Here is a 25,189-nt window from a genome sequence, read left to right on the forward strand (position 1 = left end):
TCGCAACAGAGCCCATGTCGACAAAGAAAAAATGCCGGTCCTGGCTGTCCAGGAGCCGCGGGAAACCCGCGTCCAGCCGGCCCCGAGTTCATCAGGAGAAAGCCACGATGCAAAAAGTCCGTAATGTCTCAGATCTGCGCGTGATGTTCCACAGGAACGAGAAGCCCATCTACTTCATCAGCGCCACCAACTTCAATCTCCTGGGCATCGATCAGTGGGTCAACCGATTCAAGTACATCAACTATATCGATTGCTTCGACGGCCGCCATCCCAATGTCTTCGTGCCGCAAGAACTGCCGCACGAGGAGTTCACCTCGATCGAAGACATCAATAACTACCTGCTGCAGCACAAGGATGTGGTCGAGCTGATCGAGCAGCGGGGGGGAAGGGCGGCGGCGACCTTCCTGATGTTCGACGAGAAGACCGAAGAGCTCGCCGACGAACTCGGGCTGGACGTGTGGTTCCCTCCGGCTGCGCTGCGCAGCCGCTGCGACAACAAGATGGAGACCGTGCGCATCGGCAACAAGGCGGGCGTGCACTCGGTGCCCAATGCCCTGGAGAAGGTGGACAGCTATGAGCACCTGATGCAGATCGCGGAACACTACGGTCTCGGCAGGGACCTGGTGGTGCAGAGCGCGTTCGGCGACTCCGGCCACACCACCTTCTTTATTTCCGGCGAGGACGATTTCAACAAGCACAAGGACGAGATCGTCAACGACCCCGAAGTGAAGATCATGAAGCGCATCAACTGCCGCGGCGCGACCCTGGAGGCATGCGCCACGCAGTCCGGCACGCTGGTCGGGCCGCTGCTGACCGAGGTGGTGGGCGCGCGCCAGCTGACCCCCTACAAGGGCGGCTGGTGCGGCAACGAGATCTTCCCTGGGGCGTTCTCCGAAGAAGTCAGGATGAAGGCACGCGACATGGCCTTCCGCTTTGGCAACCAGTTGCTGGAGGAGGGCTATCGCGGCTACTTCGACCTGGACTTCCTGATCGACGTCGATAGTGGCGAGGTGTATCTCGGCGAGCTGAATCCCCGCATCTGCGGCGCCAGCCCGATGACCAATCACGCGGCCTTCGCCTATGCGGACGCGCCGTTGTTCCTGTTCCACCTGCTGGAATTCTCTGGTGTGCCGTTCGACCTCAATGTGCGCGAACTCAATGAGCGCTGGGCCGAGAAGTCGTTCATCGACGGCTGGTCCCAGCTGGTCATCAAGTACACCGAGGACAACGTGGACATCGTGACCCATGCACCGCCCTCGGGCATCTATCGCATGGCGTCCGACGGCTCCGTGTCCTACCACCGCTTCGACTCCAACCGGCGCGAGATCGAAAGCGAGCAGGAAGCCTTCTTCCTGCGCATCACCGGGCCGGGCGATTATCGCTACGAAGGCGCCGATCTTGGCATCCTGATCACGCGGGGCCGTTCGATGAACGACGAGTTCAAGCTCAACGAGCGCGCGCACCAATGGATCCGAGGCATCAAGCAGTACTACGTGGCCAAGCCCCTGGTTCCCGCGCTGGCGGAGATGGCGCCGCAGCCGGGCGCATTCAAGATCCTGTAGGCCGAAGGTCCAACCACGAGAGGGCAAGAATTCATGCGTTGTACATTCGAAGCGATCAGCGAGGACTTGCCCGGCCACCGATGGCAGAACATCTTCCGGCAATTCTGGCCTGGATACCGGCAATGGTATCTGCGCGACGGCGATCGCGCGCGGCCCGGCTTCCTGATGTGCCGCAAGGCCTTGCGCCACCATATGCCGGAGCTGGTCCCGACCTGGGAGCGGCTGGTCGAGCTGGCCGGGGGTGGCGACCTGGAAGCGCGCTTCCTGTCGATGTGGGGGCCGCCGCCCTACATTGCCGGTTGTTCCCAGGCGGTGTGGCTGCCGGTGGACGGGCAGCAGGCTGCCGGCGCCACGCCTGCGCTGTTGCGCAATTACGATTTCGCCCCGGCTTTGCTCGAGGGCGTGTGGCTGGCTTCCAGGTGGCATGGCCAGCGGGTGGTGGCGGTCAACGACTGCCTGTGGGGCGCGCTTGACGGCATCAACGAGAGCGGCCTGGCCGCGTCGCTGTCGTTCGGGGGCCGCAAGGCGGTAGGCAATGGATTCGGCATTCCACTGGTCCTGCGCTACGTGCTGGAGTTCGCGGAGAACGTCGACCAGGCGGTGGAAATGCTCGCGCGCATCCCGGTGCATATGAGCTACACGGTGAGCCTGCTTGACCGCCGCGCACAGTGGGCAACGGTGTTTGTCACGCCGGACCGGCCGCTGGAGGTGGTGCGCAAGCAGGCGGTGAGCAACCTGCAGCATGGCGTCGAGTGGCCGGCGCACGCCAATGCGACCCTGGCCGAAGCCAGGGAGCAGACGCTGGCGGTTGCCGTGCGGCAGGCCGAGGATGCCAAGGCTGTCCTGCGCGCGCTGCTACGCCCGCCACTGTTTCAGACTTCCTACGGGCGTGGCCACGGCACGTTGTACAGCGCTGTCTATCACCCCTATGACGGCTCCGTCGAGATGGTCTGGCCAGATGCCGTCTGGCGGCAGTCCTGCAGCCATTTCCTGCCTGGCGCCCGAATGATCGAGTTCGACGTGGAGAGCACGGCGCTGCCGCACGCGGTGGCGCCGGCGCGCCGGTGGATGCTCGACGATGTGGGTAGTTTTCAGTGAGTTTCCCAGTCTCATCGGTCATCGGGGAAGGCATGCATATAGATACCAGATACCGCGCGGCCATTGGCCGAACGCTAACCATCTGATCCGCTGGAATACAAAGAGGACGCGGTCCGTTCCGGTCCGCGGCGACCCAATTCGCCTGAACATATCAGGGGTTGGCGGCTTCGGAAAACGTGGTGCTTTGGACTTTAGTGTGGGCACTGCATGCGGGTGCGAGTTGCCGGAAGCATAACGCTGCTGGTTTGCTCCCGCTCCCTCTCCCGCTCCCGCCATGCGGGAGAGGGAAGCTACGGCAGCGCCGGAATTTGCCCGGCGATGCATCGACCCACATGAAAGTCTGACGCACCGGAAAAGCAGGCTCGCAAGAATCCAAGGAGCAGTCATGAAAAAAAAGCGCCCGATTACCACCTACATCGTCATCGCGATGATCCTCGGCATCATCGTCGGCTATAGCTGTAACAAGGCCTTCCCGGATCCCGGTACGGCCAAGGAGATCGCCGGCTATATATCGATCTTCACCGACGTCTTCCTGCGGCTGATCAAGATGATCATCGCACCGCTCGTGTTCTCCACGCTGGTGGTTGGCATCGCGCACATGGGCGATGCGAGTACCGTTGGCCGCGTCGGCGTGAAGGCGCTCGGCTGGTTTATCGTGGCTTCGTTCATCTCGCTGTCGCTTGGCCTCGTTCTGGCCACCTTCCTGCAGCCTGGCCATAACATCGGCCTGCCATTGCCGGATGTGGGCGCGGCCACCAATCTGAAGACCAATGCCTTTACGCTCAAGGACTTCATCACGCACCTGGTGCCGAAGTCCGTGGCCGAGGCCATGGCCACCAATGAGATCCTGCAGATCGTGGTGTTCTCGATCTTCTTCGGTACCGCGCTGTCCACGCTGGGGGAGACCGGCAAGCGGCTGGCAGGCGTCATCGATGATCTCGCGCAGACGATGCTCAAGATCACCGGCGCCGTCATGTGGATGGCGCCCGTGGCGGTGTTTGCGGCCATTGCCTCCACCGTGACCACGCAGGGGCTGGGCATCCTCGTCACCTTCGCCAAGTTCATGGGTAGCTTCTATCTTGGCCTGGCGGTGCTGTGGGGCCTGCTGGTCCTGGCCGGCTTCTTCTTCCTCGGCAAGCGGGTATTCACGCTGATCCGGCTGATTCGCGAACCCTTCCTTCTCTCGTTCTCCACCGCCAGCTCGGAGGCCGCCTATCCGAAGATGCTTACCGCGCTGGACCGGTTCGGCGTCAGCCGCAGGATCTCCAGCTTTGTGCTGCCGATGGGGTACTCCTTCAACCTCGACGGCACCATGATGTACTGCACGTTCGCCGTGCTGTTCATCGCCCAGGCCTACGATATCCATCTGCCGATCGGGACCCAGATCACCATGTTGCTGCTGCTCATGCTGACCTCCAAGGGGATGGCCGGGGTGCCGCGCGCATCGCTGGTGGTGATTGCCGCCACGCTGAACCAGTTCGGCATTCCGGAAGCCGGTTTGCTGCTGATCATGGGGGTCGACCAGTTCCTGGACATGGGCCGTTCGGCGACCAATGCGGTAGGCAACTCGATTGCCGCCGCGGTGGTGGCGAAATGGGAGGGCCAGCTGGCGAGCGAGTCGGATCTGGACGGTGAGGGCGACAGCGCGGCATCCGACGCGCGCGCCCCGCTCGGCAAGCCGGGCGTGGTCCAGGCCTGACCAGCCTGCGCGGGGGCGCCTCGCAGGCGGCCTTGCGCGTGGTGTGCCGGGCATTGTGCGAACGATCACTGCAGGAGTGCAAATCAAATGCTTTCAAATGGAACACGGGTGGGCGGCGGGCGCGGCAGCCGCAGGTGCCGGCGAATCGCGACGTGGGCGGCGGTTGCGCTGTGCGCGGCACTGGCTGCCGGCGCGGCGTCGGCGCAACCGGCGGGGGAACTGGCCGGCACGCTGAAGAAGGCGAAGGAAAGCGGCACCCTGACCATCGGCTATCGCGAGTCGTCCTTGCCATTCTCGTACCTGGACAGGCTTGGCAAGCCGGTCGGCTATTCCATCGATATCTGCCGCGCGATCGTGGACGCGGCGGCGGTGGAGGTGGGCCGCGAGGTCAGCATTCAATGGGCGCCGGTCACCTCGGACAACCGCTTCGATGCGGTCACGTCCGGCAAGGTCGACCTGGAATGCGGCTCGACCACCAGGAACGTCGAGCGCCTGAAGCGCGTGTCGTTCTCACCGGTGATCTTCGTGGCCGGGACCAAGCTGATGGTGCCGAAGGGATCGCCGGTCAAGTCGTTCAGGGACCTGAAGGGGAAGACCGTAGTCGCGACCGGCGGCACCACGAATGTGGAGGCGCTCGAGCGGCTCTCGGCTCGCTTCGGCCTGCAGCTGAACGTCATCAAGGCGCGGGACCATGCCGATGCGTTCCAGGTTTTGCAGCACGGTGGCGCGGACGCCTATGCGGGCGACGATGTGCTGCTGTACGGTTTTCTGCGTAGCGGCGGCGCTGGCGGCAAGTTCCAGATTGTCGGCGATTTCCTCTCCTACGATCCCTACGGGATCTTGTTCCGCAAGGGTGATCCGCAGTTTGCCGCCATGGTGGACAAGGCCGTGCGCGAGATGGCCGTGTCCGGGGAACTGGACCGCACGTACAAGCAATGGTTCATGAACAAGCTGCCCACCGGCGAGCGGCTCGGCTTGCCCATGAGCGCGCAGCTCGATGAGCTGATACGGGCCATTCCGGACCAGTCGGAATAAGGGACCAGTCAGACCAAGGGACTAGCGGTCGGGTCGGCGTGGCTGCGCGCTTTGGCGCAGCCGGAAGGCGAATCATGAAACAGATCGAGCTGCTATGCCGGATGGCCGCGGGAGCGCGCCTGCGCGTCGCGTGCAATCCCTGGGGCGAGCCGCTCCAGGGCGCGTTTCTGGAGGCGCCGGAAATGCCTGCCGGCGCGCTGTATGTCCATCAGTGGCAGATCGGCCGGCTGCTTCGGTCAGGCTTGCTCTGCCGCCGCCGCGATTCGGCGGCGGCGTCTGCGGAATTCATCCTCAGCGCCTCCGGCCTGGCCGCGGGCGCCCGCAACGCTCAGCGATGGCTGGCGATGAACGCGCGCAGTTGCGGATAGATTTCCTCGCGCCAGCGTCGGCCGGAGAAAATGCCGTAGTGCCCGCAGCCCTGCGCTGTCACATGCTGCTTGCGCGCGCGGGGAATGCCCGAGCAAAGATCGTGCGCCGCCGCGGTCTGGCCCGCTCCCGTGATGTCGTCCAGTTCGCCCTCGATGGTCAGCAGCGCCGCGCCCGTGATGTCCTGCGGCCGTACCGGCTTGCCGCCGATCTCCCAGGTGCCGCTGGCCAGCCGGAATTCCTGGAACACATCGCGGATCGTATCCAGGTAATACTCGGCGGCCATGTCGAGCACGGCGTTGTACTCGTCGTAGAAGCGCACATGGGCCTCGGCGTCGTCCAGGTCGCCATCGACCAGGTTCTGGTAGTAGTCGTAGTGCGATGAGAGGTGGCGATCCGGGTTGGTCGCCACAAAGCCGGCGTGCTGCAGGAAGCCCGGGTAGACTTTGCGGCCGTGGCCCGGGTAGTTGGCCGGCACGGCATGGATCACGTTGTTCTCGAACCACTCGAAGGACTTGTCGGTGGCCAGCGCGTTCACGGCAGTGGGGCTGCGGCGCGCATCGATCGGGCCGCCCATCATGGTCATGGTCCGCGGCGTGGCCTCGCCGGCGGAAGCCAGCAGGGAGATGGCGGCAAGCACAGGCACGGCCGGCTGGCACACGGAGATGACATGCAGGTTTTCCGCGCCGATCTGGCGGATGAAGTCCTGGATGTAGTGTACGTAGTCGGTCAGGTGGAACGGGCCGTCCTCCGCGGGCACCATGCGGGCATCGATCCAGTCGGTCACGTAGACCTTGTGGTGCTGCAGCAGCGTTCGCACCGTATCGCGCAGCAGGGTTGCGTGGTGGCCGGACAGCGGGGCGCACACCAGCACCACCGGCTCGTCCTTCAGCAACTGGATGACCTGCGGATCGTCGGCATAGCGCTTGAAGCGCAGCAGCTTGCAGAAGGGCTTCTCCACAATGGTCTGTTCCACGATGGGAATGTCCCGGCCGTGGCACCGCACCGACTTGATGTCGAAGGGCGGCTTCTTGTAGTCCTTGCCCAGGCGGTAGAGCAGTTCGTAGCCGGCGGCCATCCGGTTGGCGCCCGGCATCATGGACAACGGGCTGAGCGGATTGGTGAAAGTGCGCGACGTTGCCTGCGCCAGCGCGGTGAGCGGCAACAGCATGGCGCTCTTGAGTTCGTGGAATTGGTAAAGCATGGGGAATGCCTGTAAGTCTGGAAAATGGGGGCGTCCCCCGCGCTACCGGGGGGATTGAGGTTCAAGCGTGGATCACTCCTCGGCCTGCACCTTGTCATAGGCGATCTGCAGGCGGCGCAGCTTGGAGTACAGCGTTTGCTTGGGGATGGAGAGCGCCCTAGCGGTAGCCGCCACATCGCAGTTGTTGCGCTTGAGCTCCTCCATCACAACGACCCGTTCAAACTGCTCAAGCTGTTCGGGCAGGCTGTTGCCGTGGCCGGCGTGGCTGCGGTGCAGCTCGAAATCATCGGACAGCAGCCCGAGCACGAAACGGTCGGCCACATTGCGCAGTTCCCGCACATTGCCCGGCCAGGAATGGGACAGCAGCAGCTCGAACTGCGCGTTCCCGAGCAGCGGCGCCGGCCGGTTGAAGCGGGTGGCGGCCTGCAGGATGAGATGCTCGAACAGCAGCGGGATATCTTCGCGGCGCTCGCGCAGTGGCGGCAGGTCGATAAAGGCCACGCCAATGCGGTAGTACAGGTCGGCACGGAACTTCCTTTGCTCGCTGAGCAGTTTCAGGTCTTCCTTGCTGGCGGCAATGACCCGGCAATCCACCGCGATGGATTCGTTCGATCCCACCCGTTCGATGGAGCGCTCCTGCAGCGCGCGCAGGAACTTGACTTGCACCGACATCGGCATGCTCTCGATTTCGTCGAGGAACAGGGTGCCGCCCTGCGCATGCTCGAACTTGCCGCAGCGCCGCCGCGTGGCGCCGGTGAAAGAGCCCACCTCATGCCCGAACAGCTCGCTCTCGGCCAGGGCTTCGGGCAGGCCGCCGCAGTTCAGCGGCACAAAGTTGCCGCTGCGGCGCGCGCTGTGGTCGTGCAGGCAGCGCGCCACCAGGTCCTTGCCCGTGCCCGTCTCGCCATAGATCACCACGTCCGCCGGCGCATCGGCCAGCGCGCGCACGGCGCGGCGCACCCGTTCCATCTGCGCGGAGCGGCCGATCAGGCAGGCCTGGATCCCGTGCCAGCTTTCCAGTTGCTCGCGCAGGCCCAGCACTTCCAGGCTGAGCTTGCGCCGGTCGGCGGCACGCCTGACCACGGAGACCAGCCGCTCGGAGGAACACGGCTTTTCGATGAAGTCGTACGCGCCCTCGCGCATGGCCTGCACCGCCATGGTGATGTCGCCGTGGCCGGTCATCAGGATCACGGGCAGGTCGGGGTCGATGTGCCGGATCTCGTTGAGCCAGGCCACGCCGTTCATGCCCGGCAGCTTGACATCGCAGACCACCACCACCGGCTCGCCGATACCGATGCTGCTGCGCGCCTGCTCCACCGAGGCAAAGCCGTCCACGGCGAAGCCCGCCAGTTCGAGGGCCTGCGAGCTGCCCACCAGCACATCCTCCTCGTCCTCGACAAAAACCACGCGGATGGGATGGGTGTCAGTCATTGGATTCTCTCTCATGCGACGGCGCCAGCGGCAGCTCGACCACGAACTCGGCACCGGCGGGCGCCAGGTTGCGGGCGTACAGGCGGCCGCCGAACTCGCGCACGATATGCGCCGAGATCATCAGGCCAAGGCCCAGGCCCTTGCCCGCCGGCTTGGTTGTAATGAATGGGTCGAACAGGCGGGGCAGCACGTCGGGATGGATGCCGGGGCCTGTGTCGCGGATGGTGACGATGCAGAGGTGCTCTTGCCGGGCCGCGTGGATCTCCAGCTCCCGCACCGGCGCGCCCGACAAGGCATCGGCGGCATTGCCCAGCAGGTTGACCATCACCTGCTCGATGCGGATCTCGTCGGCCAGGACGCTGATGTCGGCGGGGTCGATCGCCACGCTGACCGTGATATCGCGCTCGCGCATCCGGGTGCTGACGAGCAGCAGTGCGTCCTGCACCGCCTGGCGTACCAGCACCGGCTGCACCGCGTCCTGGGACTTGAAGGCAAAGACCTTGAGCTGCTGCGTCAGGCGGCCAAGGCGGTCGATCAGCTTGGCGATGCGCTGGAGATTGCCCGCCACATCCTTGAGCCGGCCCTTTTCCAGCAGCACCTCGGCGTTGTCCGACAGCGTGCGCATGGCCGCCAGCGGCTGGTTGAGCTCGTGCACCACGCCGGCGGACATCTGCCCGAGCGCGGCCAGCTTGCCGGCATGGACCAGGTCGTTCTGCAGCGCGCGCAGCTCGGCCGTGCGCTCCAGCACCTTGGCCTCCAGGCCATCGTGCGCGGCGCGCAGCGCGCGTTGCGCCGCGGCTTGTTGTTGCCCGGCGCGCAGGCGCAGTGCAATCACCAGCGCCAGCAGCAGTATCACCATGCAGGCCAGCAGGGCGCCGATGGCGGCGTTGCGGGCCAGGTTGCGCGCCGGCAGTTCGTCATCGAGCAGCATGATGCGCCAGAGGCCGTGGTTGACCGTGCGCTCCGAGGCCAGGTAATCCATGCCATCGAGGCGCACGCGCGTGGTGTGGGCGTCCAGCCTGGCGCGTACCTGCCAGTCCAGCGGCATCAGGTCGGACTTGCCGTAGGTGCGCGCCAGGCCGGCCTCGGCCAGCATCGCTTGCGTCAGCGGCGCCAGCGGGCGCAGCCGCCACGGCGCGAGCGACGCCAGGATGACCACATCGCGGGCGTCGACCACCAGCACCTTGCCCGGGATCTGGACCCAGTTGCGTTCCACCGCGTCGAGGTTGACCTTGACGGTAGCCACGCCGCGCTGCGCGCCGCCTTGCTGTAGCGCGTAGGCGAGGTAATAGCCGGGCCGCCCGGAGGTAAACCCTACGCCGTAGAAGCGGCCCCGGCCGTGCTCGAGCGCATCGCGCATATACGGCCGGAACGAGAGATCGGCGCCCACCGGGGTGCCCGGCTGGTCCCAGTCGGCCGCTGCCAGGGTCAGGCCGGAGCGCTGGGTGACGTACAGGTTGTCGGCGCCGGCGGTTGCGGTGATGCCGTGCAGGTAACGGCTGACCTGCTGCTTGAGCGCCACGTCATCGGGCCGGCTGAGCAACGCGAAGACATCCGTGGTGGATTCGAGCAACGATGGCAGGTAGTCGAACCGGGACAACTCGCCGTCAAGCCGCGCGGACACGACATCGAGGCGATGCTGGGCGGCAACCCGCAGCTGATCGAGCCCGGCGCGCAACGCCATGGCATAGGCCAGCCACGTGGCCAGCGCGATCGCTACCAATGCCATACCGCACCAGATTCCCATGCGCATACGGCCGAGATTCATGTCGCGAGCCCTTTCTCCGCGGTCCTCGGCGAGGCAGGACTTGTCGTGCGGATACCAGTGATGGAAGCGAGACCTGTGCTCGTCCAGGCACAGGTCGAGTGAATGCAGTGTACTCCCGGAGCACGGCTGCGCGAAACCCGCGCAGCCGTCGGCGGGGATGTGCGTCGTGTCGCGCCGCAGCATGTTCCGGGGCCAGCTAGGCATAGCGGAGCTCGCCGGTCTTGCCACGGAATACCCGGTACGAGAACACCGTATAGCCGGCGATGGCCGGCACCGAGATGCACACGCCCACCAGGATCACCTTCAAGGCCTCCGGGCTGCTGGCGGCCTGCCAGATGGTCAGGCGGTGGATCACGACAAACGGAAAGATGCTGTAGGCCAGCCCGAGGAAGCTGAGCACAAAGACTCCGATCAGCAGCACGAAGGGCAGCCAGCTCACCGGCCCGCGCACCACGCGGGTGTTCAGCAGCATGCGCAGGGCCACGAGCGCGAGGCCGGTCACCAGCGGGATGGAGGCGAGGGCGACGATCTGCGGCAGCACGAACCAGCGCTCGCGCACCACCGGGCTGATCCAGGGCGTGGCAATCGAGATCAATGCCAGCCCGCATACCATCGGTGCCCACGCGATCCTGGCCCAGTGCACCGCGCGCTGCTGGAGTTCGCCCTCGGTCTTCATGATGAGCCAGCACGCGCCGAGCAGCACATAAGCCATTGGCAACGCCACGGCGATGGCCGCAGCGAACAGGGGATAGTTCCAACCGGTACCGAAGCCACTGATGTAACGTCCCAGCATCCAACCTTGCGAGACCGACGCGATCGTCGAGCCGGCGAAGAAGAGGCGATCCCATATCGGCTTGTGCGCGCTCTTCACCTTCACCCGGAAGTCGAACGCCACGCCGCGCAGGATCAGTCCCACCAGCATCAGCGTGACAGGCAGGTAGAGCTCGGTCAATATCAATCCGTGCGCCCTAGGGAAAGCCACGAGGAGGATGCCGATGCCGAGCACCAGCCAGGTTTCGTTGGCATCCCAGAACGGGCCGATCGATGCCACCATGACGTCTTTCTCGGCCGGGGTGGCCCGGTGCATCAGCATGCCGACGCCCAGGTCATAGCCGTCGCTGATCACGTAGACCAGCATGGCCACGCCCATCAGCGCCATGAAGATCACGGGCAGGGCATCGTCAAAACGCATCCAGGTCATGGCTGGCTCCCGATTGGCAAGGCGTGCGTGGCGACGGCGCCGGGCGCAGTGGTGATTTGTCCGGCGGGCTCGTCCCCGGGCGGCGCCTCCGGCTTCTCCGCCAGGTACTTCAACACGCTGACATAGGCGACGATCAGCGCGAGGTACACCGTGACGAACAGCGCCAGCGTGAGCGCGATATGGGGCGCCGGCACGCTGGAGGCCACATCGGCGGTGCGCAGCAGGCCGTAGACGATAAAGGGCTGGCGCCCGATCTCGGTGACGTACCAGCCGGCCACCGTGGCGATCCAGCCGGAGAAGGTCATGCCCGCGAGTCCCCACAGGAGCGCGCGCGGCAGCCGCTGCGGCTGCCAGCCGGCGCGGCGGTACCACCACCAGCCCAGCCAGCTGGCCGCCAGCATCAGCACGCCCATGCCCACCATCACGCGAAAGGCGAAAAACAGCGGCAGGACCGGCGGATGCGCATCGCCGAACGTGTTCAGCCCGCGGATCTCGCCATCGGAGCGGTGGGTCAGGATCAGGCTGGCGAGATGGGGGATGCCGATGGCCGCGCGATTGGTGCGAGCGCCTGCGTCGGGAATGGCGAAGAGCAGCAAGGGCGCGCCGCGCTCCGTCTCCCATACGCCCTCCATGGCGGCAATCTTCTGCGGCTGGTGCTCGAGCGTGTTCAGGCCGTGCATGTCGCCGACCACGATCTGCAGCGGGATCGCGGCCGCGGCAAGGGTCAGCCCGACCCGCAGCACCTTGGGCGCGGACAGCTGCGCCGTGCCTTTGAGCAGCTGCCACGCGCTCAGCCCGGCGAGCAGGAAGGCGCAGGTCAGCGCCGAGGCCAGCAGCATATGGCAGAAGCGGTAGGGGAAGGAGGGGTTGAAGACCACGGCCACCCAGCTCTGCACGTGGAACTCACCATTGATGATCTCGTAGCCCTGTGGCGTCTGCATCCAGGAGTTCAGCGCCAGGATCCAGAAGGCGCTGAGCGTGGTGCCGAAGGCGACGAAGAAGGTCGACATCAGGTGCACCCGTTCGCTTACCTTGCCGTGGCCGAACAGCATCACGCCGAGAAAGCCGGCTTCGAGAAAGAATGCGGTCAGGACCTCATAGGCGAGCAGGGGCCCGGCAATATTGCCGACCGTTTCCATGAAGCCCGGCCAGTTGGTGCCGAACTGGAAGCTCATGGTGATGCCGCTGACCACGCCAAGCGCGAACGTCAGCGCGAACACCTTGGTCCAGAACCGGTAGGCATTCAGCCATGCATGGCGGACCTGTGGCGAGTCGGCCGCCAGGTAGCGCCAGCGAAAGAACAGCAGCAACCATCCCAGGCCGATGCTGATGGTCGGGAACAGGATATGGAAAGTGATGTTGGCAGCGAACTGCATGCGCGCCAGCAGGATGGGATCCATCTATCCGGGCCTCCGCCGTGGGTTATGGATGGGCGCCGCGGGGGCGGCTGGTATGCGCCCCTCTCCCGCTTGCGGGAGAGGGGCGTGCGGCAACGCAGATTGCCGGGCCGCGGTGTGGCTTGAACGAGATCAGCGCTTGCCTTCGCCGCTCAAGCCATTCGACATGCCGATCAGCACGCCGCTGACCAGCGTGGCGTAGTGCTCGAGCCAGGCCTCGGTGCTGTTTTGCGCAAAGGCCCGTCCCTCGCGCGTGAACTCGCGCGCCTGGGTGGCCAGCTGCTCGACCACCGCCGTCGCGCTGGCCCCGGTGGCCGTGCCCTTGAGCTTCATGCCGTCCAGCACCGTCGACCACGGCCCCTGCACGGCCTGCGGCAACTCGCCGATGGATTTGGCCACCGTACTGAACAGCGCGTCCTCCATCTTCTCGATGTCGGCCACGGCCTTCTTGAGGTGCGTTTCACGCAATTGCGCGCCCTGGTCGACGATCTGCTGCAACGCCCGGCGATTTGCCTCCACCGCCTGCACCAGCGCGGCGTCCATGCCCTGCGCCACCTGCGACAGCATCGGCTCGAGCCCTGCTCCCGCGAGCCCGCTGCTGGCCGCCCCGGAGGAGGCCGCCTGGGTGACCATCTTCAGCGTGTCCTTGATGCTCTTGAGCGTCAGTTCCCGGCTTTGCAATGCCTTGAGCGTCGCTTGCTGGACCGCTTGCTGCAGGGATTCGCCTTGCTTCTCCGACGCTTGCGTGAACTGCTGAATCAGCGCGTCGCGATCGATGCCCATGGATTTCATGTGGTCTCCGGTTGCTGCCTTGCGTAGTTGTTCTGTTGCCATGCGGTGGCCATGCGGTGGCCATGCGGCGGCCGTGCGCCGGCCGCCACTGCCAGACGTCACTGCATATGCTGGCCGCCGTTGATGGCGATGTTGGCGCCGGTCACGAAGGCGGCTTCCTCGGAGGCCAGGTAGATGATCAGGCCCGCCACTTCTTCCGGCTTGCCCAGCCGGCCTACCGGGATCTGCGGCAGAATCTTGGTGTTCAGGATCTCCTCGGGAATGGCGGTGACCATCTTGGTGCCGATGTAGCCGGGCGAGATGGTGTTTACCGTGACGCCTTTCCTGGCGACTTCCAGCGCCAGCGCCTTGGTGAAGCCGTGCACGCCAGCCTTGGCTGCCGAGTAGTTGGTCTGGCCGAACGCGCCCTTCGAGCCGTTGACCGACGAGACATTGACGATGCGGCCCCAGCCGCGCTCCACCATGCCGTCGGCGACCTGCTTGGTCATGTTGAACAGGCTGTCCAGGTTGGTGCGCAGCACCGTGTCCCAGTTCACCTTGTCCATCTTCTTGAAGGTCATGTCGCGCGTGATGCCGGCGTTGTTGACCAGCACGTCGACCGGGCCGGCGACTTCCATCACGGCCGCCACCGCCTTCGCGCACGAATCGAGGTCCGCCACGTCGCAGGGCACGGCGAGGATGTCGTAGCCGCGCGCCTTCATCTGCTGGACCCATTCGCCATGGGTGGTGTTGCCCGGCGAATAGGTGACCGCCACCCGGTAGCCGGCATCGGCCATCTTGGTGGAAATGGTTTCACCCAGGCCGCCCATGCCGCCCGTGACCAGTACTACGCGTTGCTTGCTCATCGTTTTCTCCTTGTGTAATGAATGCTGTCTTAGCGCTCGACAGCCAGCGCCACGCCCATGCCGCCGCCGATGCATAGCGACGCCAGGCCGCGCCGGGCGTCGCGCCGGGCCATCTCGTGCAGCAGGGTGACCAGGATGCGGCAGCCCGATGCCCCGATGGGATGCCCGATGGCGATGGCGCCGCCATTGACGTTGATCTTGCTGGCGTCCCAGTCCATCTCCTGGTTGACCGCGCACGCCTGGGCGGCGAAGGCCTCGTTGATCTCCATCAGGTCCAGGTCGTTGATGCTCCAGCCGGCCTTTTGCAGGCAACGCTGCGAGGCCGGGACCGGGCCCATGCCCATGATGGTCGGGTCGAGCCCGGCCGAGGCATAGGAGGCGATGCGGGCCAGGGGCTTGAGTCCCAGTTCGCGCGCCTTGCTGGCCGACATCATCAGGACCGCCGCGGCGCCGTCGTTCAGGCCGGAGGCATTGCCGGCGGTGACGGAGCCGGCTTTGTCGAAGGCCGGCCGCAGGCCCGCCAGGGCATCGGCGGTGGTGCCGTGCTTGATGAACTCGTCGGTATCGAAGATCACGGTGCCTTTCTTCGAGACGATCGAGACCGGCACGATCTCGTCCTTGAAGCGGCCGGTCTTCTGCGCCTGTTCGGCCTTCTGCTGCGACGCGGCCGCGAACGCGTCCTGCTGCTCGCGCGAGATGTTGTACGCCTTGGCGACGTTCTCGGCGGTGGTGCCCATGTGGTACTGGTTGAAGGCGTCCCACAGGCCGTCGACGATCATCGTGTCGGTGAGCTTCCAGTCGCCCATGCGCTGGCCGTCGCGCGATCCCGCCAGCACGTGCGGCGATGCGCTCATGTTCTCCTGGCCGCCGGCGATGACGATATCCGAATCGCCGCACTTGATGGCCTGGGCCGCCAGGTGCACGGCCTTCAGGCCGGAGCCGCAGACCTTGCCGATGGTCATGGCGGGCACGGTGTTCGGCAGGCCCGCCTTGAGGGCGGCCTGGCGCGCGGGGTTCTGCCCGCTGCCCGCGGTCAGCACCTGGCCCAGCAGCACCTCGTCGACCATTTCCGGCTTCAGGCCGCTGCGCTCGAGCAAGGCCTTGATGACCGTGGCGCCGAGTTCGGGGGCCGGCACCTTGGCCAGCGAGCCGCCGAACTTGCCGACGGCGGTTCTGGCTGCGGCGACGATAACAACATCTTCCATGTGACTCTCCTGGGTGAATCGGGGGTAGGGTGGATAGGGGATTGGCAGGCCAGACTGCGGATAGCTAGCCGGCCTTCGCCTTGACGTAGCGCCCGGGTGCGGGCTCGATCACGGGGTAGGCGGCGTTGCCGAGCGACCGGCGCGTAGCGGTGCGCGCGCCGGCGTGTTGCGCCAGCCAGCGGGTCCAGGCCGGCCACCAGCTGCCTTCGGCGCGCTCGGCGCCGTCAAGCCAGCGTTGCGGATCGCCCTGGAGCGGGCCGGTCCAGTGGTGGCGCTTGCCTTTGGCCGGCGGGTTGATCACGCCGGCGATGTGGCCGCTGGCGCCCAGCACGAAGGTCGTCGGGCCGCCCAACAGGCGCGTGGTGGCATAGGCGCTGCCCCACGGCACGATGTGGTCGTCCTGCGAGGCATAGAGGAAAGCGGGCACCCGGACCCGGGCAAAGTCCACCGGCTCCCCGCATTGCACGGTGCCGCCCGGCACGCGCAGGCGGTTCTCCAGGTAAGCGTTGCGCAGGTACCAGCAGTACATCGGCCCCGGCAGGTTGGTGTCGTCGCAGTTCCAGGACAGCAGGTCGAACGCCGGCGGCGCGCTGCCCTTCAGGTAGCTGTTGACCGCATAGGGCCAGATCAGGTCGTTGGCGCGCAGCGCGGCGAACACATGGGCCAGCTCGCGGCCGCGCAGCAGCCCGCCGCGGCCGATCGTGGCCTCCCGCATCGCGACCATGGCTTCGTTGACCAGCAGGCCGATCTCGCCGGTATCAACGAAGTCCAGCATCGTGGTGAGCAGCGTGACGCTGGCAACCTTGTCCTGGCCGCGCGCGGCGGCCACGGCCAGCGCGCAGGCCAGCAGCGTGCCGCCGACGCAGAAGCCCAGGGTGTTGACGCGGTCGGCGCCGCTGATCTCCTGCGCCACATCGATGGGGCGCAGCACGCCTTGTTCAAGGTAGTCGTCCCAGGTCAGGTGTCCCTGCGCTTGCTCCACGTTGCGCCAGGACACCAGGAAGACCGTATGCCCTTGCGCCACCGCATGGGCGACGAATGAGTTCTCGGGCTGCAGGTCGAGGATGTAGAACTTGTTGATGCAGGGCGGCACGATCAGCAACGGGCGCTGATGGACCTTGCCCGCGCCCGGCGCGTACTGGATGAGCTGCATCAGCTCGTTCTCATACACCACCGCGCCCGGCGTGGTGGCCACGTTGCGCCCGACCTCGAAGCTCTGCTCATCGGTCATCGAGACGCGTCCCTTGGCCAGGTCCTGCAGGAACAGGCGCATGCCTTCCACCAAGCTGGCGCCGCCGGAGTCCACCGCCAGCTGCAGCGCCTCGGGGTTGGTGGCCAGGCAATTGGCCGGGCTGAGCGCATCCAGCACCTGGCGCAGCGCAAATTGCCACTGGCCTTTGGTCTGCGCATCGGCCGGCGCTTGCTCGATCGCGCCTTGCAGCAGCGTGGCGTAGCTCTGGTAATGGCGCACCGCCAGCGCAAAGCGCGGGTCGTCGCGCCAGGCTTGTGCGGCAAAGCGGCGGTCCGGGCTGCCGGCGGGCTCGCCCGCCGGCCAGAGCGCGCTCATTTGCCTGAGGGCCTGTTCCGGCCAGGCGGCGAGCGCGCGCGCCGCCGCCAGCATGGAGACCGGCGCGGGCGTGGCGTCGGCGTCTTGCGGCGCCTCTCCGGGTGCGGCGCCGAACGCGCGCAGCATGGTCTGTTGCGCGCTGAAGAGCTCGGCAATCCAGCGGGAGGGATCGGAGGTGGGATTGGTCATGGGGTCCGGAAGAGTGCGGTTGCTTGTGCGTGTGCTTGTGCTTGTGCGTGTGCGTGTGCGGGACGGCGGCACGGGGCTCAGTGCAGCTTCACATGCGGCTCGGTGCGCCTGACGATGGAGCGCGCCAGCGTGTCGAGGGCGACCTTGGCAAAGCCGTGCAATGCCAGTTCATGCATCTTGTAGAGCGACAGGTACATCATCCGGGCGAACAATCCCTCCACCATCAGGCTCCCGCCGATCAGGCCGCCCATCATGTTGCCCACGGTGCTGAACTCGCCCAGCGATACCAGCGAGCCGAAATCGCGGTAGCGATAGTTGGCCAGCGCCTTGCCCGCCATGCGGGCGCGGACCTGCCTGGCCATGTGCGAAGCCTGCTGGTGCGCGGCCTGGGCGCGCGGCGGCACGAAGCCGCCCTTGCCCTGGTTGGCCTCGGGCCATGCGCACGCCGCGCAGTCGCCAATCGCGAAGATGTTCTCGTCGCGGCTGGTCTGCAGCGTGGGGTGCACCACCAGCTGGTTGATCCGGTTGGTTTCAAGGCCGGCAAGATCCTTGAGGAAGTCGGGCGCCTTCACGCCCGCCGCCCATACCACCAGCTCCGCCGGCAGCAGCCGGCCATCGCCCAGCTGCACGCCACCGGGCAGCACCTCGGCCACCTTGGCGTCGGTGAGCACTTCCACGCCGAGCTTGCGCAGCAGGCCCTCCGTGGCGCTGGACAAGCGCGGCGGCAGCGCCGGCAGCACGCGCGGCGCGGCTTCGATCAGCGTGACCCGGATGTCCTTGTCGGCGTCGACACGGTCCAGGCCGAAGGCCACCACCTCGCGGGTGGTGCGGTGCAGCTCGGCCGCCAGTTCCACGCCCGTGGCGCCGGCGCCGATGATGGCTACGTGCAGCTGCTGGGCCAGCAGGGGCGCGGTCTGCGCATGGGCGCGGATGCAGGCGTTGACCATGCGCGAGTGAAAGCGCAGCGCGTCCGCGGCGGACTCCAGGCGCATGGCGTGCTCGTAGACGCCCGGCGTGCCGAAGTCATTGCTCTGGCTGCCCACCGCGATGACCAGGGTGTCGTAGCCAAAGGTGCGCAGCGGCGTGATCTGCGCGCCTTCGTCGTCTACATAAGGCGCCACCAGCACCTCCCGGCGCTCCCGGTCCAGGCCTACCATTTCGCCGACGCGGTAGCGGAAGTGGTGCCAGTGCGATTGCGCGAGATAGCCCACCTCGTGGGCGCTCATGTCCATGCTGCCGGCGGCGATCTCGTGCAGCTTGGGCTTCCACACGTGGGTGCGGGTCTTCTCGATGAGCGTGACTTCGGCTTGCCCGCGCCGGCCGAGGGTGTCGCCCAGCCGGGTGGCGAGTTCAAGCCCGCCCGCGCCGCCGCCGACGATGACGATGCGATGCGGTGCCTTCAGGGAAGCACCGGGACGATAGGTGGAGGGTTTCATCGTGGCCTGCCGTTCACCGGGTCAGGGTGGTGCCGGGGGCCGGCATGCGGGCAACCAGCGGATCCAGCACCGCTTCCGGCTCGTCGGCCTCGGCATCCGATTCGTTGTCCAGCCGGCGGTGCATACGCGCAACATCCAGGTCGCCGGTCCATTTGGCGACCACCACCGTGGCCACGCCGTTGCCGATGAGGTTGGTCAGGGCGCGCGCCTCCGACATGAAGCGGTCGATGCCCAGGATCAGGGCCAGGCCAGCCACCGGCACATGCCCCACCGCCGACAGCGTGGCCGCCAGCACGATGAAGCCGCTGCCGGTGACGCCGGCGGCGCCCTTGGAGGTGAGGAGCAGCACGGCCAGCAGCGTGAGTTGCTGCGTCAGGCTCATGTCGGTGTTGGTCGCCTGGGCGATGAACACGGCCGCCATGGTCAGGTAGATGGACGTGCCATCCAGGTTGAACGAGTAGCCGGTAGGGATCACCAGCCCCACGACGGACTTGCGCGCGCCCAGGTTCTCCAGCTTGGCCATCATCCGCGGCAGCACCGACTCGGACGACGACGTGCCCAGCACGATCAGCAGTTCCTCCTTGATGTACTTGATGAACTTCCAGATCGAGAACCCATGCGCGCGCGCGATGCCGCCAAGCACGACAAAGATGAAGAACAGGCAGGTCGCGTAGAACGTCGCCATCAGCTGGCCAAGCTGCAGCAGCGAGCCCACGCCGTATTTCCCGATGGTGAACGCCATCGCCCCGAATGCGCCGATGGGGGCCACCTTCATGATGTAGCCGACGATGGTGAACAGCACATGCGAGAACTTCTCGATGAAATCGAACACCAGCGTGCCGCGCCCGCCAAACTTATGCAGGGCGAAACCAAACATCACGGCGAACAGCAGCACCTGCAGGATCTCGCCCTTGGCAAAGGCGTCCACCACGGTATTGGGGATCACATGCAGCAGGAAATCCACCGTGCCCTGCATCTTGCCCGGCTCGGTGTAGGCGGCAATGCTCTTGGTATCGAGCGTGCTCACGTCGACATTCATGCCCGCCCCGGGCCTGACGATATTGATGATCACCAGGCCGACGACCAGCGCAATGCCGCTCACCACCTCGAAGTACAGCAGCGCCAGCCCGCCGGTCTTGCCGACCTTCTTCATGTCCTCCATGCCGGCGATGCCTACCACCACGGTGCAGAAGATGATCGGCGCGATGATCATCTTGATCAGCTTGATGAAGCCGTCTCCCAACGGTTTCATCGCCGCGCCGGCCTGCGGATAGAAGTGCCCCAGGATCACGCCGATAACGATCGCGGTGATGACCTGGAAGTACAGGGATCGGTAAAACGGCTTGGGGTGACTCTGATTGTCCATGGGTGTCTCCTTTGTGGTTTTACTTGTCGCCGGCGCCGGGGGGAGGGCCGCTCAATCGAGCGCCCAGGCCGTTGCGCGCTGCGCGTTGGCGTCGACCGTTGCCACGGCGCTCATGTTGACGATGCGGCGGACCGTGGACGAGGACGTCAGGATGTGCACCGGGCGCGCGGCGCCGAGCAGGATGCCTCCCACCGTGATGCCGCCGCCCGCGGCGATGCGCATCAGGTTGTACGAGATGTTGGCGGCATCCACGTTTGGCATCACCAGCACGTTGGCTTCCGTGGGCAGGCAGGATTCGGGGAACTCGTGCTCCAGGATCTGCCTGGACAACGCCGCATCGCCGCGCATCTCGCCTTCCACGGCCAGCGAGGGTTCGCGCGCCTTGACCAGTGCCAGCGCTTCGCGCATCTTCACCGCCGCCGGCGCGGTGGAGCCGCCGAAGTTGGAGTGGGAAAGCAGGGCCACGCTGGGCGTGATGCCGAAGCGCCGGACCGCTTCGGCCGCCAGCAGGGTGATGTCGGCGATCTGCTGGGCCGTCGGGTCGAGGTTGACGTGGGTGTCGCAGATAAACAGCTGCCGACCGGGCAGCATCAGCATCTGCATGGCCGCGAGTGTCTCGCTGCCGGACTTGAGGCCGATGGTGTCCCGCACGTAGGCGAGATGGTCCTGGAAGCGGCCAACGGTGCCGCACAGCATGGCGTCGGCCCGGCCCTGGCGCACCAGCATGGCGCCCAGCAGCGTGCCGCGGCTGCGCACCTCCGTCTGTGCCAGCGCGCGCGAGACGCCGTCGCGGGAGCTCAGCTGGTAGTACGCCTCGGCGGCGTCGCGGTAGACGGCGGGGTCCAGCGGATCCACGCACTCGCAATCCACGCCGGGCCGCAGGCGCAGGCCGAATTGGGAAATGCGCTCGACGATCGCATCGGGGCGGCCTACCAGCAACGGGCGCGCGATGCCCTCGTCGATCACCACCTGGGCGGCGCGCAGCACGCGCTCGTCCTCGCCTTCGGCGTAGATCACCCGCTTGGGCGCGCGCTTGGCGGCGGCAAACACCGGCCCCATGGCGCTGCGCGACTGGTAGACGAACTGGCCAAGGCGCTGGCGATACGCCTCCATGTCGGCGATCGGGCGCGTTGCCACGCCGCTGTCCATCGCGGCACGGGCCACGGCGGGCGCCACCGCTTCGATCAGGCGCGGGTCGAACGGCTTGGGGATCAGGTATTCGGCGCCGAAGCGCAGGCCCACCGCGCCGTATGCCTGGGCGACCACTTCAGGGATCTCCGCGTGGGCGAGTTCGGCGATGGCCCGCACGGCGGCCAGTTTCATTTCCTCGTTGATGGTGGTGGCGCCCACGTCCAGCGCGCCGCGGAAGATAAACGGGAAGCACAGGACGTTGTTGACCTGGTTCGGGTAATCCGAGCGCCCGGTGCCCAGGATGGCATCGGGGCGCACCGCCAGCGCATCCTCCGGCGCGATCTCCGGCGTGGGGTTGGCCATGGCCAGGATGATCGGGTCGCGTGCCATCACCTTGACCATTTCGGGCTTGAGCACGCCGCCAGCCGACAGGCCCAGGAAGATATCCGCGCCGCCGATGATGTCGGCCAGCGTGCGCGCGGAGGTGTCCTGCGCGTAGCGTGCCTTGTTCGGGTCCATCTGCTCCTTGCGGCCAAGATAGACCACGCCGTTGCTGTCGGAGACGAACACATTGCCGATCGGCAGGCCCAGGCTGACGATCAGATCCAGGCAGGCCAGCGCCGCCGCGCCCGCGCCGGAAGCCACCAGCTTGACCTCGGAGATATCCTTGCCGACGTGCTTGAGCGCATTGAGGATGGCCGCGGCAGCCACGATGGCGGTGCCGTGCTGGTCGTCATGGAAGACCGGGATCTTCATGCGCTCGCGCAGCTTCTTCTCGATGTAGAAGCACTCGGGCGCCTTGATGTCTTCCAGGTTGATGCCGCCAAAGGTCGGCTCCATGCGGGCGATGGTATCGATCAGCGCATCCGGGTCGTCCTCCGCCAGTTCGATGTCGAATACATCGATGCCGGCGAACTTCTTGAACAGGCAGCCCTTGCCCTCCATCACCGGCTTGCCCGCCAGCGGCCCGATATTGCCCAGRCCCAGCACCGCGGTGCCGTTGGTAATCACGGCGACCAGGTTGGCGCGCGACGTGAGGTTCATCGCCTCGGCCGGATCGCGCACGATCTCCATGCAGGCGTCGGCGACGCCCGGCGAGTAGGCGAGGGCGAGGTCGCGCTGCGTGGCCATGGCCTTGGTCGGCGTCACGGAAATCTTGCCGGGGGTCGGGTAGCGGTGGTAATCGAGTGCGGCTTCGCGCAGGTTGTCGGTCATATTGTCTCCATGGCGCCGCCGGGGCGTCGGATCAGGTGTGCTTGGTGCGGGATGCAAGGCCGGTGTGGCGGCCTTGCCAGATCTGTCTGGTGGGTCGGACTTCCAGGTGGGCGCATAAACACTGCTGCCGTGGTGCGGCATCGCGCTCACTCGGACGCCCGACAAGCCTATTTCTTCTTCACCGGCGGCAAGTCGGTGCAATGACCCTCGAATACCTCGGCGGCCATGCCGATGGATTCGCCCAGCGTCGGGTGCGGGTGGATCGTCTTGCCGATGTCGGCGGGCTCGCAGCCCATCTCGATGGCCAGGCACACCTCGCTGATGAGGTCGCCGGCGTGCGTGCCGACGATGCCGCCGCCGATCACGCGATGCGTGGCTTCGTCGAACAGCAGCTTGGTGAAGCCCTCGTCGCGCCCGTTGGCGATGGCGCGACCGGACGCGGCCCACGGGAACACTGCCTTGCCGATCTTGATGCCTTCGGCCTTGCACTGCTCCTCGGTCTTGCCGGCCCACGCCACTTCCGGATCGGTGTACGCGACCGACGGAATCTGGCGTGCGTCGAAGAATGCCGCTTCACCGTGCGCGGCCTCGGCCGCCACGTGCGCTTCATGCACGGCCTTGTGCGCCAGCATCGGCTGGCCGACGATGTCGCCGATGGCGTGGATGTGCGCAACGTTGGTGCGCATCTGCCGGTCGACGTCGATATAGCCGCGCTCGGTGACGGCCACGCCGGCCTTTTCCGCGCCGATGGCACGGCCATTCGGGCTGCGGCCCACCGCCACCAGCACCAGGTCATAGACCTGCGGGGCCGGCGCCTTCTCGCCCTCGAAGCTGACTTCGATGCCGGCGGGCGTCGCCTTGGCGCCCACCGTCTTGGTCTTGAGCATGACGTGGTCGAAGCGGTGGGTGTTCTTCTTCTCCCACACCTTGACCAGGTCGCGGTCCGCGCCCTGCATCAGGCCATCGAGCATCTCCACCACGTCGATGCGCGTGCCCAGCGTGGAGTAGACCGTGGCCATCTCCAGCCCGATGATGCCGCCGCCCACCACCAGCATGCGCTTGGGGATCGACTTGAGCAGCAGCGCGCCGGTGGAGTCGACCACGCGCTCGTCGTCGGGCATGAACGGCAGCTTCACCGCCTGGCTGCCCGCCGCGATGATGGCCTTGGCGAACCTGATCACGCGCTTGCCGCCATCGGCCGCCACCACCTCCAGGTGATACGGGTCGAGGAAGCTGCCGACGCCGGTCACCACCTCGACCTTGCGCGCCTTGGCCATGCCGGCCAGGCCGCCGGTCAGCTTCTTGATGACGCTGTCCTTGAAGCCACGCAGCTTGTCCAGGTCGATCTCGGGCGCGCCGTAGCGGATGCCGTGGTCGGGCAGGGTCGCCACTTCATCCATGACCGATGCGGTGTGCAGCAACGCCTTGGAGGGGATGCAGCCCACGTTGAGGCAGACCCCGCCAAGCGTGTCGTAGCGCTCCACCAGGACGGTCTTCATGCCCAGGTCGGCGCTGCGGAACGCGGCGGAATAGCCACCGGGGCCGGCGCCCAGCACCAGCATTTCGCATTCCAGGTCCGCCTTGCCGGTGTAGCTGGCGGCGTTGGGCGCGGGCGCGGCGGCTGGCGCTGGCTTGGGCGGCGCCGATGGGGCCGCGGGCACGGCGGGTGCCGCAGCGGTTGCAGCGGCCTCGGCAGCCTCCACCACCAGGATCACCGATCCCTCGCTCACCTTGTCGTTGACCTTGACGGTGATCTCCTTGACCACGCCGGCGTGGGTGGATGGGATCTCCATCGAGGCCTTGTCGGACTCGACCGCGATCAGGCTGGTATCCACGGCGATGGTCTCGCCGGGCTTGACCATGACCTCGATCACCGTGACATCCTTGAAATCACCGATATCCGGCACTTTGACTTCGACACGTTGGGTCATTGCAGCGCGCCCCTCAGAACAGCACACGCCGCAGATCGGCGAGCAGGTTGGCAAAATAGACGTTGAAGCGGGCCGCCGCGGCGCCGTCGATGACACGGTGGTCCCATGACAACGACAGCGGCAGCGTCAGGCGCGAAGCCCAGTTCTTGCCATCGCTGGAGTGCTGCTTCCAGAAGCTCTTGCACACGCCCATGATCGCGACCTCGGGCGCGTTGATGATGGGGGTGAAGTTGATGCCGCCAATGCCGCCGAGCGAGCTGATGGTGAAGGTGCCGCCCGACATCTGGTCGGGCTTGAGCTTGCCCTCGCGCGCCAGCTTGGCCAGTTCGCCCATCTCCCGCGCGATGTCGGGGATGCTCTTCTTGTCGACGTCGCGGATCACCGGCACCATCAGGCCGTTGGGCGTGTCGGCCGCGAAGCCGATGTGGTAGTACTGCTTGAGCACCAGGGTGTCGCCGTCCAGGCTGGCGTTGAACTCGGGGAATTTCTTGAGCGTGGCCACGGCTGCCTTCATCATGAAGGGCAGCATGCTGATCTTGACGCCGCTCTTCTCCAGTTCCTTGTTCATCTGCACGCGGAACTGCTCCAGGTCGGTGATATCGGCTTCGTCGTGCGTGGTGACGTGCGGGATCACCACCCAGTTGCGGTGCAGGTTGGCGCCCGAGATCTTCTTGATGCGGCTCAGTTCCTTGCGCTCGACCGGGCCGAACTTGGCGAAGTCGACCTTGGGCCAAGGCAGCAGGTCCAGGCC

At 66.2% G+C, this 25,189-nt stretch carries 19 protein-coding genes; 5 read left to right on the top strand and 14 right to left on the bottom strand.

Annotation, left to right across the window (positions count from 1 at the left end; genetic code table 11):
* Window positions 1-14 precede the first annotated feature (14 nt).
* The 5 genes from AB4Z48_RS16380 (at window position 15) to AB4Z48_RS16400 (ending at window position 5,762) form a co-directional block, all read left to right on the top strand.
* The gene (locus tag AB4Z48_RS16380) at window positions 15-1,562 is read left to right on the top strand and encodes a biotin carboxylase (RefSeq protein ID WP_441615703.1); all 1,548 of its coding nucleotides are present in this window, start codon (window positions 15-17) and stop codon (window positions 1,560-1,562) included.
* Window positions 1,563-1,595: 33 nt separating this feature from the next.
* Window positions 1,596-2,660: a C45 family autoproteolytic acyltransferase/hydolase gene (locus AB4Z48_RS16385; protein WP_441615704.1), complete on the top strand. Its 1,065-nt coding sequence runs from the start codon at window positions 1,596-1,598 to the stop codon at window positions 2,658-2,660.
* A 385-nt stretch (window positions 2,661-3,045) separates the two neighbouring features.
* The gene (locus AB4Z48_RS16390; protein WP_441615706.1) at window positions 3,046-4,359 is read left to right on the top strand and encodes a dicarboxylate/amino acid:cation symporter; all 1,314 of its coding nucleotides are present in this window, start codon (window positions 3,046-3,048) and stop codon (window positions 4,357-4,359) included.
* 87 nt (window positions 4,360-4,446) lie between these two features.
* Entirely contained in the window at window positions 4,447-5,394 is a 948-nt protein-coding gene (locus tag AB4Z48_RS16395; protein WP_441615708.1) for an amino acid ABC transporter substrate-binding protein, read from the top strand.
* 74 nt (window positions 5,395-5,468) lie between these two features.
* A complete protein-coding gene (locus AB4Z48_RS16400; protein ID WP_441615710.1) occupies window positions 5,469-5,762 on the top strand; it encodes a hypothetical protein in 294 nt (97 codons plus the stop codon).
* Here the strand turns inward: AB4Z48_RS16400 and AB4Z48_RS16405 are convergent.
* The 14 genes from AB4Z48_RS16405 to AB4Z48_RS16470 form a co-directional block, all read right to left on the bottom strand.
* Window positions 5,723-6,964, bottom strand: a complete 1,242-nt coding sequence (locus AB4Z48_RS16405; RefSeq protein WP_441615712.1) for a polyhydroxyalkanoate depolymerase — start codon at window positions 6,962-6,964, stop codon at window positions 5,723-5,725. The two genes, AB4Z48_RS16400 and AB4Z48_RS16405, sit on opposite strands and share 40 nt — an antisense overlap.
* A gap of 72 nt (window positions 6,965-7,036) precedes the next feature.
* Window positions 7,037-8,395, bottom strand: a complete 1,359-nt coding sequence (locus AB4Z48_RS16410) for a sigma-54-dependent transcriptional regulator (RefSeq protein ID WP_441615713.1) — start codon at window positions 8,393-8,395, stop codon at window positions 7,037-7,039.
* Window positions 8,388-10,163, bottom strand: a complete 1,776-nt coding sequence (locus tag AB4Z48_RS16415; protein WP_441615715.1) for a sensor histidine kinase — start codon at window positions 10,161-10,163, stop codon at window positions 8,388-8,390. The genes AB4Z48_RS16410 and AB4Z48_RS16415 overlap by 8 nt, the downstream gene beginning before the upstream one ends.
* A 196-nt stretch (window positions 10,164-10,359) precedes the next feature.
* Window positions 10,360-11,355, bottom strand: a complete 996-nt coding sequence (locus tag AB4Z48_RS16420; RefSeq protein ID WP_441615748.1) for a cytochrome d ubiquinol oxidase subunit II — start codon at window positions 11,353-11,355, stop codon at window positions 10,360-10,362.
* 5 nt (window positions 11,356-11,360) lie between these two features.
* The gene (locus AB4Z48_RS16425; protein WP_441615717.1) at window positions 11,361-12,764 is read right to left on the bottom strand and encodes a cytochrome ubiquinol oxidase subunit I; all 1,404 of its coding nucleotides are present in this window, start codon (window positions 12,762-12,764) and stop codon (window positions 11,361-11,363) included.
* 129 nt (window positions 12,765-12,893) lie between these two features.
* On the bottom strand, window positions 12,894-13,553 hold the full coding sequence (locus tag AB4Z48_RS16430) for a DUF6781 family protein (protein ID WP_441615718.1): 660 nt from the start codon (window positions 13,551-13,553) through the stop codon (window positions 12,894-12,896).
* A 98-nt stretch (window positions 13,554-13,651) separates the two neighbouring features.
* Window positions 13,652-14,398 carry an acetoacetyl-CoA reductase gene (gene phbB / locus AB4Z48_RS16435; RefSeq protein WP_441615720.1) on the bottom strand — a complete coding sequence of 249 codons (747 nt, stop codon included), beginning with the start codon at window positions 14,396-14,398 and terminating at the stop codon, window positions 13,652-13,654.
* 29 nt (window positions 14,399-14,427) lie between these two features.
* Window positions 14,428-15,603, bottom strand: a complete 1,176-nt coding sequence (locus AB4Z48_RS16440; RefSeq protein WP_441615722.1) for an acetyl-CoA C-acetyltransferase — start codon at window positions 15,601-15,603, stop codon at window positions 14,428-14,430.
* 64 nt (window positions 15,604-15,667) lie between these two features.
* Window positions 15,668-17,359 carry a class I poly(R)-hydroxyalkanoic acid synthase gene (gene phaC, locus AB4Z48_RS16445; RefSeq protein ID WP_441615724.1) on the bottom strand — a complete coding sequence of 564 codons (1,692 nt, stop codon included), beginning with the start codon at window positions 17,357-17,359 and terminating at the stop codon, window positions 15,668-15,670.
* Between the two features lie 77 nt (window positions 17,360-17,436).
* Window positions 17,437-18,795 (bottom strand): NAD(P)/FAD-dependent oxidoreductase, encoded by a 1,359-nt coding sequence (locus AB4Z48_RS16450; RefSeq protein ID WP_441615725.1) that lies wholly within the window; start codon window positions 18,793-18,795, stop codon window positions 17,437-17,439.
* A gap of 13 nt (window positions 18,796-18,808) precedes the next feature.
* Window positions 18,809-20,161 (bottom strand): dicarboxylate/amino acid:cation symporter, encoded by a 1,353-nt coding sequence (locus AB4Z48_RS16455; RefSeq protein ID WP_441615727.1) that lies wholly within the window; start codon window positions 20,159-20,161, stop codon window positions 18,809-18,811.
* A gap of 51 nt (window positions 20,162-20,212) precedes the next feature.
* Window positions 20,213-22,507 carry an NADP-dependent malic enzyme gene (locus tag AB4Z48_RS16460; RefSeq protein ID WP_441615728.1) on the bottom strand — a complete coding sequence of 765 codons (2,295 nt, stop codon included), beginning with the start codon at window positions 22,505-22,507 and terminating at the stop codon, window positions 20,213-20,215.
* 167 nt (window positions 22,508-22,674) lie between these two features.
* On the bottom strand, window positions 22,675-24,438 hold the full coding sequence (gene lpdA / locus AB4Z48_RS16465) for a dihydrolipoyl dehydrogenase (protein ID WP_441615730.1): 1,764 nt from the start codon (window positions 24,436-24,438) through the stop codon (window positions 22,675-22,677).
* A gap of 13 nt (window positions 24,439-24,451) precedes the next feature.
* A partial coding sequence (locus AB4Z48_RS16470) for a 2-oxo acid dehydrogenase subunit E2 (protein ID WP_441615732.1) occupies window positions 24,452-25,189 on the bottom strand: 738 nt, incomplete at its 5' end.

The organism is Cupriavidus sp. 2TAF22, assembly GCF_052115045.1.
GTDB lineage: Bacteria > Pseudomonadota > Gammaproteobacteria > Burkholderiales > Burkholderiaceae > Cupriavidus.